Genomic DNA, 16197 nt, shown 5'->3' with positions numbered 1-16197 from the left:
GTTCCCGCGTCCCGGATCATGTACACCGGTGTCCGGCGAACAGGTGAAGGGAAGCGGAACGGTGGGCTATTGCCTGGAGATGAGCACCGGCGACATGAGAAAGGTGGTGCGGCTGCTCACGGCGGTGGAGCGGACCGAACAGCAGGAGCGCACGCTGGCCCGGGTGCGCAGGGAGTGCGAGCGGACCGACGCCCGCTTCCGGGAACAGGGCATCGACCTCGACGTCTCCATCAGCCGGGCTTTGGACGAGCTGATCGAGGGCACCCCGAGCGCCGACCGGTGCCCCGCCTACAGCTACGCCTTCTACCAGGCCGTCGCGGCGCACTTCTCCGACCCCACCGACCTCGGCGCCTGGCGCCGCCCGTCCTGGTTCCACGCCATGGACGACGAACTGGCCCGGTACGGTGTGCCGTCCGACCTGCTCCCCGGCACGTTCCTGTTCGGCGGCCCGCCGCTGCGGCTGCCCCACCCCGGCGACGCGGTGCCCGCGATCGGCACGCTGCCGGCCCAGCGGGCCGCCGCCCTCGCCGACGCCTACACGCGCGTGCTCGACCGTCTCGACCCCGAATTCCGTGGCCCGGCACGCCGGTTCGCCGACGCCCTGCGGGTCGAGGCGGAGGAGTGGGAGAGCGCGCGGGCGCGGGGGACGAATCCTGACACGCTGCTCTTCTGGTTCCACTGACCTCGCGGACTGACCTCGCAGACCCCTGCCGGACCTCTTGACGCCGACTTTCCCACCGGGATACTTGCGGTCGACAGCGCGCCAACTGCCGTGTCAGACAAGGACTTTGTGTGAACGGCAGGGCCGTTTGTCCGAGATCCCGAACGCCGTGCGAAGTTTCGCAAGTTTCGTGACGGCACCCCCCACAGGAGGATCCGCACATGAGTCCACGCAAGGCACTCGTAGCCGCTCTGACCGCCGTCCTGCTGGCCGGGCCGGGCGTCGCCCAGGCCGCCGTCGCGCAGGCCCCGCCCGCCCCGGCCCGGGAGCGCGCCGCGGCGGCCACCATCACCTGGTCCCTCGTCCGGGCCGCCAACCCCACGGCGGACCAGAGGTCGGCCTACGACCTCATCACCAAGGCGATGAACGCGGCGGTGGCCCGCTACAACAACCTCAGCGACCTGGGCAAAACCCTCACCGTCCGCTACGAGCCGGGCGTCCCCACCGCCGACGGCAACATCAACGGCACCATCCGCTTCGGCAGCAACCGCAGCTACATGAACGAGCGGACGGCCCTGCACGAGATCGCCCACACCATCGGCGTGGGGACCAGCGCGGGCTGGTCCCGGCTCGGCGGGGGCGGCACCTGGACCGGCGGCCAGGCCACCGCGCTCGTGAGGCAGTACGACGGCTCCGGCGCCAAGATCTCCACCGGTGGCGGCCACTTCTGGCCCTACGGCCTGAACTACGACAACGAGTGGTCGGGCACGGCGGCCGACCGTCACGTCCACATCGTCGCCGCGATGGTCCGCGACGGTCTCTAGCCGGTCCGGCCGGCGCTCACCCCAGGTGCGTCGGCGCGAACATCCGCAGCACCGCCGGGAGCAGGACCACCGAAGGCCCGGGCGCGGCAAGCGCCTTCGCCAGGTCCTGCTCCAGGTTCTCCGGGGTCGTCCGCACCCCGGGGACACCGAAGGACTCGGCGAGGGCCACGAAGTCGGGCCGGGTCAGTTCCGTCGCGGTCGCCTCGCCGAACGCGTCGGTCATGTACTCGCGCAGGATGCCGTAACCGCCGTCGTCGACGATCAGCCAGGTGACGTTCAGGCCGTACTGGCGGGCCGTCGCCAGCTCGGCGACGGAGTACAGGGCCCCGCCGTCGCCGGAGACGGCGAGGACCGGCCGGGTCGGGTCGGCCGCCGCCGCGCCCAGGGCCGCCGGGAAGGCGTAGCCGAGGCCGCCCGCGCCCTGGGCGGAGTGCATGTGGTTGGGGCCCTTGGCGTCGAAGGCCGACCAGGCCCAGTAGGCGAGGATCGTCATGTCCCAGAAGGACGGGGAGTCGGCCGGGAGCGCCCTGCGGACGGAGGCCAGCACGCTCTGTTCGAGGGTGAGTTCCTGGGACGCGATGCGGTCGGCGACCTTCGCGAGCAGCTCCCGGACCCGGTCCGCCGCCGTCGCGTCCTCGCGGGCGGGCACCGTCTCCAGCAGGGCCTGCAACGCGAGCCGGGCGTCCGCGTGGATGCCCAGCGCCGGGTGGTTGGACTCCAGCTTGCCGAGGTCGGCCTCGATCTGCACGATCCGGCCGCGCGGCTTGAACGTGTGGTAGTTCGAGGAGAGTTCGCCGAGGCCCGAGCCGACGACCAGGAGCACGTCGGCGTCCTCGAGGAAGTCGGTGGTGTGCCGGTCCTCGATCCAGGACTGGAGGGAGAGCGGGTGGTTCCAGGGGAACGCGCCCTTGCCGCCGGGGGTGGTGACGACGGGCGCCTGAAGCCGCTCCGCCAGTTGCCTCAGCTTGCCGGAGGCGTCCGCCCGGACCACTCCCCCGCCCGCGACGATCGCCGGACGGGCCGCCTTGGACAGCAGGTCGGCGGCGACGGCGGTCAGTTCGGGGCGCGGCACCAGTTCCTCGGGGAAGGCGTCGCCGCCGGTGACGACGGGGATCGCCGTCTGGGCGAGCAGCACGTCCTGCGGGATCTCCACCCACACCGGGCCGTGCGGGGCGCTCAGCGCCGACTTCCAGGCCGCCTCGATCGCGGAGGGGATCTGCGACTGGGTGCGCACGGTGTGGACGGACTTGACCACGCCCCGGAACGAGGCGGCCTGGTCCGGGAGTTCGTGGAGGTAGCCGTGCCGGCCGCCGCCGAGGCCCGCCACCGGGACCTGGCTGCTGATCGCCAGTACGGGCGCGGAGGCGGCCGCCGCCTCCTGGAGCGCGGGCAGCGAGGTCAGGGCTCCCGGCCCGGTCGACAGCAGCAGCGGCGCGGCCTCTCCGGTGATCCGGCCGTAGGCGTCCGCCGCGAACCCGGCGTTGTTCTCCACCCGCAGACCGAGGTAGCGCAGGTCGGAGCGGCGCAACGCGTCGAACAGGCCGAGGGCGTGCTGGCCGGGCAGGCCGAAGACGGTCGTCGCGCCGAGAGCGGCCAGCGTCTCCACGACCAGGTCTCCGCCGGTGCGGCCGGGAGGAGGGTTCAGGGCGGCCTCCGTCTGGGCGGGCGTGGGGCGGAGCACCAGGTCGTGGTCGTGGGTCACTTGGCTTCCGAGTCCTTCCGGGCCGCGGCGATCTGGCGCGACATGATCGTGGTCAGTTCGTAGGCGGTGTGGGAGGCCGCCACCGACGTGATCTCCGCGTGGTCGTACGCGGGGGCCACCTCGACGACGTCGGCCGACACCAGGTTGCAGGATGCCAGGCCGCGCAGGATCTCCAGCAGTTCGCGGGAGGTCATGCCGCCGGCCTCGGGGGTGCCGGTGCCCGGGGCGTGGGCCGGGTCGAGGCAGTCGATGTCGATGGAGATGTACAGCGGCCGGTCGCCGATGCGCTGGCGGAGCTGGTCGGCGACCTCGTCGGCGCCGCGCCGGTAGACGTCCGCCGAGGTGACGATGCCGAAGCCCATCTTCTCGTCGTCAGTGAGGTCCTGCTTGCCGTACAGCGGGCCGCGGGTGCCCACGTGGGACAGGGCGGAGGTGTCGAGGATGCCCTCCTCGACCGCGCGGCGGAACGGGGTGCCGTGCGTGTACTCGGCGCCGAAGTAGGTGTCCCAGGTGTCGAGGTGGGCGTCGAAGTGCAGCAGGGCGACGGGGCCGTGCTTCTTCGCGACCGAACGCAGCAGGGGCAGCGCGATGGTGTGGTCGCCGCCGAGGGTCATCAGCCGGGCGCCGGTGCCGAGCAGGTCGTCCGCGGCGGCCTCGACGGTCTCCACGGCCTCGTTGATGTTGAACGGGTTCACGGCGATGTCGCCGCCGTCCGCGACCTGGGCGAGGGCGAAGGGGGAGGCGTCCTGCGCCGGGTTGTACGGGCGCAGCAGCCGGGACGCCTCGCGGATCGCGTTGCCGCCGAAGCGGGCGCCCGGCCGGTACGAGACACCGGAGTCGAACGGCACGCCGACCACGGCGACATCGGCCCGGCCGACCTCGTCCAGCCGGGGCAGCCGGGCGAAGGTGGCGGGACCCGCGTACCGCGGGACGCGGGAGGAGTCGACGGGCCCGCGCGGGGTCTCGTTGCTGCTCATGAGGTAATGCCTTCTTTCTTACGCTTCATCGCGTATGTACTGCTTGCGGTACGACTTTACTGGGGTGCCGGGGCCGTTTCGGACGCGCGTTCGGATGATCGCCCGGCGAGGCGCTCGCGCCAGACCTTAGGTGGCCGGAGAGCGGCTGCGAAGTGTACGTTTCATCCATTCGAGCCCGCCTGGATGGAGGAAACGCACACCATGCCGGACCCGGCGGTGCCGCCCACTCCCCCCGTCCCTCTGACCGCGCTGCTGGCCCGCGAGGACCTGGGTCTGCGCCAGCTCGCGGGGCCGCCCGCGGAGGGTGTCGTCGTCCACTGGGTGCACACCTCGGAGATGGCGGACCCGTATCCGTATCTGCTGGGCGGGGAGCTGCTGCTCAGCGCCGGCGTGCACATCCCGGGGGCGGCTGGCTCGGGAGTGGCGGGACCGTACGCGGCAAGCCCCGGGACGGCGGGCCCGGAAACGGACCCGGGGACGGCGGGAGCGGGCACGGCAGGCCCGGGGACGGCGGCGGGACCGGAGACGGCGGGTCCGGGGGCCTCCTACTTCGACGACTACGTCTCCCGGATCGTGGCGGCGGGTGGCGCCGCCCTCGGCTTCGGGGTGGCCCCGGTGCACGACACCGTGCCGCAGGCACTGGTCACGGCCTGCGAGACCCACGGCCTGCCGCTGCTGGAGGTACCGCCCCGGACCACCTTCTCGGGCGTCGCCCGCGCGGTCTGGCAGCTGATGGCCAGGGCCCGCCTGGCCGAACTCCGCCACGTCACCGAGGCGCAGCAGAGCCTCGCCGCCGCCGCGTCCAGCCCCGACCCGGTCCCGTCGGTGCTCCGGCAGCTCGCACAACGGCTGGGCGGCTGGGCGGTGCTGTACGGCCCGGAGGGCACGGAGATCGCGACAGCGGGCCGGATGCCCGGGGACGACGCCCGGGCGGCACTGACCCGGCTGGCGGAGGTCGTACGACCGGCCTCGTCGACGCCGGCGCCCGGCGCGGCGCCGCGGCCCGGCCCCAGCTCACCCGCGAGCGTGCCACGGCCGCCCGAGCCCGGCCCCCGGGCCCGGCCCCAGCGCCCCACGGCGGCAGCACCCGGCGCTCCCGCCCGCCCGGCTCCCTCCTCCACCACCGCCGAATCCGGCCGCCCGGCCCCCTCCTCGGCCACCGACTCCGTCGCCGGGCTGCACCTCGCCGCGTACGGCCTGGGCGCCGGGCACGGCTTCGTGCTCGGGGTCGCCATCGCCCGGCGTGCGCCCGGTGACCACACCGTCGCCTCCGTCGCCGCCGTGCTGCTGTCGCTGCTCACCGGGGAGCAGCAGAGCGGCACCGGAGCCGCCCGCTCCTCCGCGCTGGTGCGGATGCTGCTGGGTGTGCCGCCCGAGGAGGTCGCGCCGCTGCTCGGCGACGGGCCGTGGGTCGTCGTCGCGGCCCGGCCGGACGGGGACGGCAGCCCCGACCCCGTCACGGCCTCCGCGCTGGGCGCCGCGCTGGGGTCCGCCCTGGTCGACCCGGCGGGCGACGTCGTACGGGCCCTCGTCCCGGCCGACCGGGCACCGGCCGCCCCCCTGCCCGGCTGGACCCTGGGCGTCAGCGCGGCGGTGGAACCGCGTGACTGGCCCGTCGCCGGCACCCAGGCCGCCCGCGCCCTGGCACGGGCCCGCGCCACCCGCGTCCCGCTGCTCCGGCACGGCGCACGCCCCGCTCTGGCCGACCTGGTGCCGCCCGGCGAGGCGGCGGCCCACGCCCGTGCGCTCCTCGCCCCCGTCCTGGCCCATCCCGCGCTCACCGAGACGCTGCGCACCTGGCTCTCCCTGCACGGCAGCTGGGACCGCACCGCCGTCGCCCTGTCCGTGCACCGCAACACCGTGCGCCAGCGCGTCGCCCGCTGCGCGGCCCTGCTGGAGACGGACCTGGACGACCCGGACGCACGGATGGAACTCTGGTTCGCGCTGCGCCGGATCTGAGGACGTGGGCCGGGTTCCGCCATGTCCGCGGACTTGGTTCCGCCATGTGCGCGGGCCGGTTCCGCCGTGTACGCGGGCCGGTTCCGCTGAGTACGTGAACGGGGTCCCGCTGAGTACGTGACGCACATCCCAGCGTGCGATACGCCAGGGACGCCCCCCGGCGGCTGCCTCACAATGGATGGCATGCCGATATCCGGGACACCCAGCCGCGCCGAACTCGTCGAACACCTCGTCAGGACGCGCATCGCGGGCGACGTCGCCACCCCCCGCGAGAACAACCTCTCCCACTACCGCAAGCTGGCGAACAGCGACCGCCACTACTGGTTCGGGCTGGAACTCGGCGACCGCTGGAACGACGAGCAGGACGTCCTCGCGGTGATGGCGGAGCGGGTCGGTGTGAACGACGACCCCGAGTACCGGTACGGCCAGGACACCATCGACCCGGAGCTGACCGTCGACGGCCTGGAGCGGATGGCCGGGCGGCTGCGCAAGGCGGCGGACGGGCAGCAGCGCGTCCTCTTCGCCACCGGCCACCCCGGAGGCCTGCTCGACGTGCACCGCGCCACCGCGTCCGCGCTGCGCGCGGCCGGCTGCGAGATCGTCGTCATCCCGGACGGGCTGACGACCGAGGAGGGCTACGTCATGCAGTTCGCGGACGTGGCCGTCCTGGAACACGGCGCCACCTTGTGGCACACCCACTCGGGCGAACCGATGAAGGCGATCCTCAAGGGCCTGGAGCGCGAGGGCCGCCCGCTGCCCGACCTGGTCGTCGCCGACCACGGCTGGGCGGGATACGCCGGCCAGCACGGCGTGGACTCCGTCGGCTACGCCGACTGCAACGACCCGGCCCTGTTCATCGCCGAGGCCGAGGGCACCGTGCAGGTGACGGTGCCCCTCGACGACCACGTGGTCAGTCCCCGCCACTACGACCCGATGACGGCGTACCTGCTGGCGCAGGCGGGCCTCAGTTAGAACCCGGCTCGTGCGGGACGCGGACCACGCCCTCCTGGATCACGGTGATGGCCAGTCGCCCGTCCTGCGTGTAGATCCGCGCCTGCCCCAGTCCCCGGCCGCCGTACGCGGACGGGGACTCCTGGTCGTACAGCAGCCACTCGTCGGCGCGGAACGGCCGGTGGAACCACATCGCGTGGTCGAGCGAGGCCCCCACGACGTCCCCGACGGCCCAGCCGCCGCGCCCGTGCGCGAGCAGCACGGAGTCGAGCAGGGTCATGTCGGAGACGTAGGTGGCGAGGACGACGTGCAGCAGCGGGTCGTCGGCCAGTTTGCCGTTGGTGCGGAACCACACCTGGGAGTGCGGCTCGCGCGGCTCGCCGAAGCGGCCGAACGGCGGCTCGTCGACGTACCGCAGATCGACGGAGGCGCGGGCCTCGAGGAACTTCTCCACCACGACGGGGTCGAGGTGCCCGTACGCGTGCAGCCGCTCCTCGCCGGTCGGGAGGGTCTCGGGGTCGGGCGAGGCGGGCATCGGCTCCTGGTGGTCCAGCCCGTCCTCGTACGTCTGGAAGGACGCCGAGAGGTGGAAGATCGGCTTGCCGTGCTGGACGGCGACGACCCTGCGGGTGGTGAAGGAGCGGCCGTCGCGGATCCGGTCGACGGTGTAGACGATGGGCGCGCCGGGGTCTCCGGGACGCAGGAAGTACGCGTGCAGTGAGTGCGCGGGCCGGTCGGCGGGGACCGTCCGCCCGGCGGCGACGAGTGCCTGGGCCGCGACCTGTCCGCCGAAGACCCGGGGGACGACGGCGGACCGGGACCGGCCGCGGAAGATGTCCTCCTCGATCTGCTCCAGGTCGAGCAGATCGAGGAGGTCCTGAAGTGCCTGGCTCATGAGGTAGTTGTACCGGCCAGTGATCGCGTGCCGGTGTCTGGGGCCTTACAGGCCCATGTCCTTGGCGATGATCGACTTCATGATCTCGCTGGTACCGCCGTAGATGCGGTTGACGCGGTTGTCCGCGTACAGGCGGGCGATCGGGTACTCGTTCATGTAGCCGTAGCCGCCGTGCAGCTGGAGGCAGCGGTCGATGACGCGGTGGGCGACCTCGGTGCAGAACAGCTTCGCGGAGGCGGCCTCGGCGGGGGTGAGCTCACCGGCGTCGAGGGCCTCGGTCGCGCGGTCGGCGACGGCCTCGGCGGCGTCCACCTCGGCCTGGCAGGCGGCCAGCTCGAACTTGGTGTTCTGGAAGTGCGCGACCGGCTTGCCGAAGACGGTGCGCTCCTGCACGTACTGCTTGGCGAACCGGACGGCGGCCTTGGCCTGGGCGTAGGCGCCGAAGGCGATGCCCCAGCGCTCGGAGGCCAGGTTGTGGCCGAGGTAGTAGAAGCCCTTGTTCTCCTCGCCGAGGAGGTCCTCGACGGGCACCTTGACGTCGACGAACGCCAGCTCGGCGGTGTCGGAGGTCTTCAGGCCGAGCTTGTCGAGCTTGCGGCCGACGGAGTAGCCCTCGGACTTGGTGTCCACGGCGAACAGGGAGATGCCGTGACGGCGGTCCTCGGCGGTCGGGGCCGAGGTGCGGGCGCAGACGATCACACGGTCGGCGTGCACGCCGCCGGTGATGAAGGTCTTGGCGCCATTGAGGACGTAGTGCGTGCCGTCCTCGCTGAGCTTGGCGGTGGACTTCATGCCCGCGAGGTCGGAACCGGTGCCCGGCTCCGTCATCGCGATGGCCCACATCTCCTCGCCGGTGACGAACTTCGGCAGGAAGCGCTTCTTCTGCTCGTCGGTGGCGAGCATCTTGATGTAGGGCAGCGCGAGCAGCACGTGCACGCCGGAGCCGCCGAACTGGACACCGGCGCGAGCGGTCTCCTCGTACAGCACGGCCTCGAACTTGTGGCTCTCCAGGCCCGCGCCGCCGAACTCCTCGGGCACGTTGATGCCGAAGATGCCCAGCTCACCGAGCTTGTAGTAGAAGTCGCGGGGCGCCTGACCCGCCGCGAACCACTCGTCGTACACCGGTACGACCTCGGCCTCGATGAAGGCGCGAAGGGTCTCCCGGAACGCCTCGTGATCCTCGTTGAAAACCGTACGGCGCACGCCGCCACCTCCACGACCTCATGTCTAAGCGCTTGCTCAGCCAAAGATACCGGCGAGTATTGGGGCGGTCCAGGGTGGGGGTGGGGTAACGCTCGTCACGCTGGGGGTGGCCCCGGCCCTCGACCGCCCAACGAACCCCATCCCGAACGCCCCGGTGCCACATACCCCACGCGGGGGGGAAGCCCCGCTGGGGGCGAGGGCGAAGCGTCGGAACGGGCCCACTCCACGGCCGACAGCTACGGGCAGGCGGATGGCGCAAACATGGGGGTGCGGGGGGCGAAGCCAATGTGGGGGCGCCGCAGGGGACGAAGCCACCATGGGGGCGCAGGGGGCGAAGCCCCCGCCGGGGCCCGGGGCGGAGCCCCGAAACGAGCCCGGCCCCCTGGCCAACAGGCTACGGGCGGGCGGGCGGGCAAACTCCGGGGGCGCAGGGGGCGAAGCCCCCGCCGGGGTCCGGGGCGGAGCCCCGAACCGAGCCCGGCCTCCTGGCCAACCGCTACGGGCGGGTGGGCGGGCAAACCCCCCTAATCCCCCGCCGCCGCAAACGCCCCCCGGGCCATCCGATGCAGCAACTCCGCCGTCGCCCCCCGCCCGGGCAACACCCCACCCCTCCCCAGATGCGGCGTCGAGTTCAGCAACCCGAACACCGAGTGCACGGCCGACCGGGCCGCAGGCTCACCCAACCCCGGGTAGACCTCCCGTACGACCCCCACCCACAGCTCCACGTACTGCCGCTGCAACTGCCGCACCATCTTCCGGTCGCTGTCCCGGAGGCGATCCAGCTCCCGGTCGTGCAGGGTGATCAGAGGCCGGTCATCGAGCGCGAAGTCGATATGCCCCTCGATCAGCGAGTCGAGCACCTGCTCCGCCCCACCCCCGTCCGCCTCCGCCAGCCTCCGCTTCGCCCCGGTCAGCAACTGCCCGCTGATCCCCACCAGCAGCTCCGCGAGCATCGCGTCCTTGCCCGCGAAGTGCCGGTACAGCCCGGGCCCGCTGATCCCGACCGCGGCACCTATCTCGTCGACTCCGACCCCGTGGAAGCCCCGCTCGGCGAACAGCCGCGCGGCCTCCTTGAGGATCTGCTCGCGGCGGGTGGGGGCGTCGGTTCTGGTGGCCATGAAATCAATTCTAGACAGCGAGGTTAGCGCTCGTTAACCTGAAGGAAATGCGTTAACGCTCATTAACAAGGTGAGGGGACCCGCAGGATGCACGAGGCACCGGAGCTCACGAGCGCGGCAGACCCCGCGTCGGAGGCCTTTCGGGCCAACGAGGAGGCGCACCGCACCCTCGTGGAGGAGCTGCGCACCAAGCTGGCCGCAGCCGCCCGGGGCGGCGGCGAGAAGGCCCGCGCCCGCCACACCGCACGCGGCAAGCTGCTCCCCCGCGACCGCGTAGACACCCTCCTCGACCCCGGCTCACCCTTCCTGGAGCTCGCCCCGCTCGCGGCCGACGGGCTGTACGAGGGCCAGGCCCCGGCCGCCGGCGTCATCGCCGGCATCGGCCGGGTCAGCGGCCGTGAGACCGTGATCGTCGCCAACGACGCCACGGTCAAGGGCGGCACCTACTACCCGATGACGGTCAAGAAGCACCTCCGCGCCCAGGAGGTCGCCCTCGACAACCGCCTGCCCTGTGTCTACCTGGTGGACTCCGGCGGCGCGTTCCTGCCCATGCAGGACGAGGTCTTCCCGGACCGCGACCATTTCGGCCGGATCTTCTACAACCAGGCCCGCCTGTCCGGTGCCGGCATCCCCCAGATCGCCGCCGTCCTCGGCTCGTGCACGGCCGGCGGGGCGTACGTCCCGGCGATGAGCGACGAGGCCGTGATCGTCCGCAACCAGGGCACGATCTTCCTGGGCGGCCCGCCCCTGGTGAAGGCGGCCACGGGCGAGGTCGTCACGGCGGAGGAGCTCGGCGGCGGCGAGGTCCACTCCCGCGTCTCGGGCGTCACCGACCACCTCGCGGAGAACGACGCGCACGCCCTGCGCATCGTCCGCACGATCGTCTCCACCCTCCCGGCCCGGGGCCCCCTCCCCTGGGAGGTCACCGACCCCGTCGAGCCCAAGGTCGACCCGCACGGCCTCTACGGCGCGGTCCCGGTCGACTCCCGCACCCCCTATGACGTGCGCGAGATCATCGCCCGGGTCGTCGACGGCTCCCGCTTCGCGGAGTTCAAGTCCGAGTTCGGCCAGACCCTGGTCACCGGCTTCGCCCGGATCCACGGCCACCCGGTGGGCATCGTCGCCAACAACGGCATCCTGTTCGCCGAGTCCGCCCAGAAGGGCGCCCACTTCATCGAGCTGTGCGACCAGCGCGGCATCCCGCTGGTGTTCCTTCAGAACATCTCGGGCTTCATGGTCGGCAAGGACTACGAGGCGGGCGGCATCGCCAAGCACGGCGCCAAGATGGTCACGGCCGTGGCCTGCACCCGCGTGCCGAAGCTCACGGTCGTGGTCGGCGGCTCGTACGGCGCGGGCAACTACTCGATGTGCGGCCGGGCGTACTCCCCCCGCTTCCTGTGGATGTGGCCGAACGCCAAGATCTCGGTCATGGGCGGCGAGCAGGCCGCCTCGGTCCTCGCCACGGTCAAGCGCGACCAGCTGGAGGCCCGCGGCGAGTCCTGGCCGGCGGAGGACGAGGACTCCTTCAAGGCCCCGATCCGCGCCCAGTACGAGCGCCAGGGCAACGCCTACTACGCGACGGCCCGCCTCTGGGACGACGGTGTCATCGACCCGATGGACACCCGTCAGGTCCTGGGCCTGGCCCTGACCGCCTGCGCCAACGCGCCCCTGGGTGACCCCCAGTTCGGCGTCTTCCGGATGTGAGGGGACGGACGACGATGTTCGAGACAGTGCTGGTGGCCAATCGAGGCGAGATCGCCGTACGCGTCATCCGGACGCTGCGGTCGATGGGCGTGCGCTCGGTGGCCGTCTTCTCCGACGCGGACGCCGACGCCCGGCACGTCCGCGAGGCGGACACGGCGGTGCGGATCGGCCCGGCCCCCGCCTCCGAGAGCTACCTCTCGGTGGAGCGCCTGCTGGAGGCCGCGGCCCGCACGGGCGCCCAGGCCGTCCACCCCGGCTACGGCTTCCTCGCCGAGAACGCGGCCTTCGCGCGCGCCTGCGCCGACGCCGGCCTGGTCTTCATCGGCCCCCCGGCGGACGCGATCGCGCTGATGGGCGACAAGATCCGCGCCAAGGAGACGGTCCAGGAGGCCGGGGTGCCGGTGGTGCCCGGCGGCCGTGACCCGGAGCTGGCGGAGGCGGCCCGCGCGCTGGGCGCGCCGGTGCTGCTGAAGCCCAGCGCGGGCGGTGGCGGCAAGGGCATGCGCCTGGTGCGGGACCTGACCCGCCTGGAGGACGAGATCGCCTCGGCCCGCCGCGAGGCCCGCGCCTCCTTCGGCGACGACACCCTCCTGGTGGAGCGCTGGATCGACCGCCCCCGCCACATCGAGATCCAGGTCCTCGCGGACGGCCACGGCAACGTGGTCCACCTCGGCGAGCGCGAGTGCTCCCTCCAGCGCCGCCACCAGAAGGTCATCGAGGAGGCGCCGAGCGTCCTGCTCGACGAGGCAACGCGTGCCGCGATGGGCGAGGCGGCGGTCCAGGCGGCCCGCTCCTGCGGTTACCGGGGCGCGGGCACGGTGGAGTTCATCGTCCCCGGCACCGACCCGTCGTCGTACTACTTCATGGAGATGAACACCCGCCTCCAGGTCGAGCACCCGGTCACCGAGCTGATCACGGGCCTGGACCTGGTCGAGTGGCAGCTGCGGGTCGCGGCCGGGGAGCCCCTGGCCTTCACCCAGGAGGACGTACGCCTGACCGGGCACGCGGTGGAGGCCCGTATCTGCGCCGAGGACCCGGCCCGCGGCTTCCTGCCCTCGGGCGGCACGGTCCTCAGGCTCCGCGAACCGCAGGGCGACGGCGTGCGCACCGACTCGGGCCTCACCGAGGGCACGGAGGTCGGCAGCCTCTACGACCCGATGCTCTCCAAGGTCATCGCATACGGCCCCGACCGGGCGACGGCCCTGCGCAAGCTGCGCGCGGCCCTGGCGGAGACGGTCACGCTCGGCGTGCAGACCAACGCCGGTTTCCTGCGCCGCCTGCTCGCCCACCCGGCGGTGGTCTCCGGCGACATGGACACCGGCCTGGTCGAGCGCGAGGTGGACACCCTGGTCCCCACGGACGTGCCCGAGGAGGTGTACGAGGCGGCGGCGGCCGTCCGCCTGGAGGCCCTGAAGCCCGTACCGGGCGGCTGGACTGACCCGTTCTCGGTCCCGAGCGGCTGGCGCCTCGGCGGCGCCCGCAAGCCACCGGCGTTCCACCTGAAGGTGCAGGACCCGCTGGAGTACACCCCGCGCGGCACGGCGACGGTCACCGACGACCGGGTCGCGGTGACCCTGGACGGCGTCCGGCACACCTTCCACCGCGCCGCCGACTGGCTCGGCCGCGACGGCGACGCCTGGCACGTCCGCGACCACGACCCGGTCGCCGCGTCCCTCACCCGGTCGGCGCACGCGGGAGCCGACTCCCTCACCGCGCCCATGCCCGGCACGGTGACCGTCGTCAAGGTCGCCGTGGGCGACGAGGTGAGCGCCGGCCAGAGCCTGCTGGTGGTGGAGGCGATGAAGATGGAGCACGTCATCTCCGCCCCGCACGCCGGCACCGTCGCCGAACTGGACGTCTCGCCGGGCACCACGGTCGCCATGGACCAGGTCCTGGCGGTCATCGCACCGCACGAGGAGGCGGCGGAATGACAGCACCGGGACTCCCGATGGCCGTACCGAGCGGGGGCGTGCCCACCCGGGTCCGTATCCACGAGGTCGGCGCACGCGACGGCCTGCAGAACGAGAAGGCCGCGGTCCCCACGGAGGTCAAGGCGGAGTTCATCCGCCGCCTGGCCGGCGCGGGCCTGTCCACGATCGAGGCGACGAGCTTCGTCCACCCCAAGTGGGTCCCCCAACTGGCCGACGCGGAGCAGCTGTTCCCTCTCGTCGGCGACCTCCCGGTGGCCCTCCCGGTTCTCGTGCCGAATGAACGGGGCCTGGACCGAGCCCTGGCCCTCGGCGCCCGCCGGGTGGCGGTCTTCGCCAGCGCCACGGAGTCGTTCGCCAAGGCCAACCTCAACCGCACGGTGGACGAGGCCCTGGCGATGTTCGAGCCGGTGGTGAACCGGGCGAAGACGGAGTCGGTCCACGTCCGCGGCTACCTCTCCATGTGCTTCGGCGACCCGTGGGAGGGCGCGGTCCCGATTCCGCAGGTGGTGAAGGTCTGCCGCGCCCTGCTGGACATGGGCTGCGACGAACTGAGCCTGGGCGACACGATCGGAGTGGCGACCCCGGGCCACGTGGTCGCGCTCCTCGCGGCCCTGGACGAGGCGGGCGTCCCGCCCGCCGCCCTCGGCGTCCACTTCCACGACACCTACGGCCAGGCCCTGGCCAACACCCTCGCGGCGCTCCAGCAGGGCGTCACGACGATTGACGCCTCGGCGGGCGGCCTGGGTGGCTGCCCGTACGCGAAGTCGGCGACGGGCAACCTCGCCACGGAAGACCTCGTGTGGATGCTGCGGGGCCTCGGCATCGACACCGGAATCGACCTCGGCCGCCTCGTCGCCACGAGCACGTGGATGGCCGCCCACCTGGGCCGACCCAGCCCGTCCCGCACCGTCCGAGCCCTGTCCCACGAGGACACCGAGGAGCACTGATCACCATGGACTACCGTCTCTCCCCCGAGCTGGAGGAACTCCGGCGCACGGTCGAGGAGTTCGCCCACGAGGTGGTGGCGCCGAAGATCGGCGACTTCTACGAGCGGCACGAGTTCCCGTACGAGATCGTCCGGGAGATGGGCCGCATGGGCCTGTTCGGCCTGCCGTTCCCGGAGGAGTACGGCGGCATGGGCGGCGACTACCTGGCCCTCGGCGTGGCCTTGGAGGAGTTGGCCCGGGTCGACTCCTCGATCGCCATCACCCTGGAGGCCGGTGTCTCGCTCGGCGCGATGCCGATCCACCTGTACGGCACCGAGGCGCAGAAGCAGGAGTGGCTCCCCCGCCTCTGCTCGGGCGACATGCTGGGCGCGTTCGGCCTGACGGAGCCGGACGGCGGCAGCGACGCGGGCGCGACCCGCACGACGGCCCGCCTGGACGAGTCGACGAACGAATGGGTCATCAACGGCACGAAGTGCTTCATCACCAACTCGGGCACGGACATCACGGGCCTGGTGACGGTCACGGCGGTCACGGGCCGCAAGCCCGACGGCCGGCCGCGGATCTCCTCGATCATCGTCCCCTCGGGCACCCCCGGCTTCACGGTCGCGGCTCCGTACTCCAAGGTCGGCTGGAACGCCTCGGACACCCGCGAGCTGTCCTTCACGGACGTCCGGGTCCCTGCGGAGAACCTGCTGGGCGAGGAGGGCCGCGGCTACGCCCAGTTCCTGCGCATCCTCGACGAGGGCCGCATCGCCATCGCGGCCCTGGCGACGGGCCTGGCACAGGGCTGCGTGGACGAGTCGGTCAAGTACGCCAAGGAACGCCACGCGTTCGGCAGGCCGATCGCGTCGAACCAGGCCATCCAGTTCAAGATCGCGGACATGGAGATGAAGGCCCACACGGCCCGCCTGGCCTGGCGCGACGCGGCGGCCCGCCTGGTGACGGGCGCCCCCTTCAAAAAGGAAGCGGCCCTGGCCAAACTCCACTCCTCCACGGTCGCGGTGGACAACGCCCGAGAGGCCACCCAAATCCACGGCGGCTACGGCTTCATGAACGAGTACCCGGTCGCCCGCATGTGGCGCGACTCCAAGATCCTGGAAATCGGCGAGGGCACGAGCGAGGTCCAGCGGATGCTGATCGCGCGGGAGTTGGGTTTGGTGGGCTGAACCACCGCCGGTGGGACGGTTTCCCGTTCCTGAGCCGCTGCACTTCAGCACAGAAGCTTCGAAAGCCCTGCCAGTCTTCCCTGGCAGGGCTTTCTGGTCAGGGGCGTAAGCCCACTTCGGCGTCACCGCCACCGTCTACACCCATGTTCGACTGCACCT

13 protein-coding genes are annotated in these 16197 nt (G+C 72.4%); 8 read left to right on the top strand and 5 right to left on the bottom strand.

Annotated features, from left to right (window positions below; genetic code table 11):
- Positions 1-94 precede the first annotated feature (94 nt).
- Positions 95-682, top strand: coding sequence for a hypothetical protein (locus tag AB0I06_RS29170; protein ID WP_363121818.1), 588 nt, complete (start codon positions 95-97; stop codon positions 680-682).
- Between the two features lie 200 nt (positions 683-882).
- A complete protein-coding gene (locus AB0I06_RS29165; RefSeq protein ID WP_363121817.1) occupies positions 883-1485 on the top strand; it encodes a hypothetical protein in 603 nt (200 codons plus the stop codon).
- A 16-nt stretch (positions 1486-1501) separates the two neighbouring features.
- Here AB0I06_RS29165 and AB0I06_RS29160 read toward each other — a convergent pair whose 3' ends face one another.
- Together AB0I06_RS29160 and speB are read right to left on the bottom strand one after the other, a co-directional pair.
- On the bottom strand, positions 1502-3187 hold the full coding sequence (locus AB0I06_RS29160; protein WP_363121816.1) for a thiamine pyrophosphate-binding protein: 1686 nt from the start codon (positions 3185-3187) through the stop codon (positions 1502-1504).
- Positions 3184-4164, bottom strand: a complete 981-nt coding sequence (gene speB, locus AB0I06_RS29155) for an agmatinase (RefSeq protein WP_030838119.1) — start codon at positions 4162-4164, stop codon at positions 3184-3186. Before speB ends, AB0I06_RS29160 begins: the two co-directional genes overlap by 4 nt.
- A gap of 201 nt (positions 4165-4365) precedes the next feature.
- On the opposite strand from speB, the gene AB0I06_RS29150 reads away from it, so the two are divergent.
- Positions 4366-6123, top strand: a complete 1758-nt coding sequence (locus tag AB0I06_RS29150) for a helix-turn-helix domain-containing protein (protein WP_363121815.1) — start codon at positions 4366-4368, stop codon at positions 6121-6123.
- 183 nt (positions 6124-6306) lie between these two features.
- Positions 6307-7095: a phosphatase gene (locus AB0I06_RS29145; RefSeq protein ID WP_363121814.1), complete on the top strand. Its 789-nt coding sequence runs from the start codon at positions 6307-6309 to the stop codon at positions 7093-7095.
- On the opposite strand, the gene AB0I06_RS29140 is transcribed toward AB0I06_RS29145, so the two are convergent.
- The 3 genes from AB0I06_RS29140 to AB0I06_RS29130 all read right to left on the bottom strand — a co-directional run bounded on the left by AB0I06_RS29140 (position 7088) and on the right by AB0I06_RS29130 (position 10290).
- The gene (locus tag AB0I06_RS29140; RefSeq protein WP_363121813.1) at positions 7088-7969 is read right to left on the bottom strand and encodes an acyl-CoA thioesterase II; all 882 of its coding nucleotides are present in this window, start codon (positions 7967-7969) and stop codon (positions 7088-7090) included. The genes AB0I06_RS29145 and AB0I06_RS29140 overlap by 8 nt on opposite strands.
- Positions 7970-8014: 45 nt before the next feature.
- Complete coding sequence (locus AB0I06_RS29135; RefSeq protein ID WP_363121812.1) at positions 8015-9172, bottom strand: acyl-CoA dehydrogenase family protein; 1158 nt, start codon at positions 9170-9172, stop codon at positions 8015-8017.
- 524 nt (positions 9173-9696) lie between these two features.
- Positions 9697-10290: a TetR/AcrR family transcriptional regulator gene (locus tag AB0I06_RS29130; RefSeq protein ID WP_363121811.1), complete on the bottom strand. Its 594-nt coding sequence runs from the start codon at positions 10288-10290 to the stop codon at positions 9697-9699.
- Between the two features lie 87 nt (positions 10291-10377).
- Between AB0I06_RS29130 and AB0I06_RS29125 the strand changes: the two genes are divergently transcribed.
- Genes AB0I06_RS29125 through AB0I06_RS29110 form a run of 4 tightly spaced genes read left to right on the top strand, consistent with a single transcriptional unit; the run spans position 10378 to position 16038 of the window.
- Complete coding sequence (locus tag AB0I06_RS29125) at positions 10378-11994, top strand: carboxyl transferase domain-containing protein (protein WP_363121810.1); 1617 nt, start codon at positions 10378-10380, stop codon at positions 11992-11994.
- Positions 11995-12008: 14 nt separating this feature from the next.
- On the top strand, positions 12009-13925 hold the full coding sequence (locus AB0I06_RS29120) for an acetyl/propionyl/methylcrotonyl-CoA carboxylase subunit alpha (RefSeq protein WP_363121809.1): 1917 nt from the start codon (positions 12009-12011) through the stop codon (positions 13923-13925).
- Positions 13922-14872, top strand: coding sequence for a hydroxymethylglutaryl-CoA lyase (locus AB0I06_RS29115; protein ID WP_363121808.1), 951 nt, complete (start codon positions 13922-13924; stop codon positions 14870-14872). Before AB0I06_RS29120 ends, AB0I06_RS29115 begins: the two co-directional genes overlap by 4 nt.
- A 5-nt stretch (positions 14873-14877) precedes the next feature.
- Positions 14878-16038 (top strand): acyl-CoA dehydrogenase family protein, encoded by a 1161-nt coding sequence (locus AB0I06_RS29110; RefSeq protein WP_363121807.1) that lies wholly within the window; start codon positions 14878-14880, stop codon positions 16036-16038.
- The last annotated feature ends 159 nt before the right edge of the window (positions 16039-16197 follow it).

It is taken from the genome of Streptomyces sp. NPDC050674, from assembly GCF_040654575.1.
In the GTDB taxonomy this organism is placed as follows: Bacteria; Actinomycetota; Actinomycetes; order Streptomycetales; family Streptomycetaceae; genus Streptomyces.
Note: the sequence above shows the minus strand (reverse complement) of the source record. Positions and strands in the feature narration are given on the sequence as shown.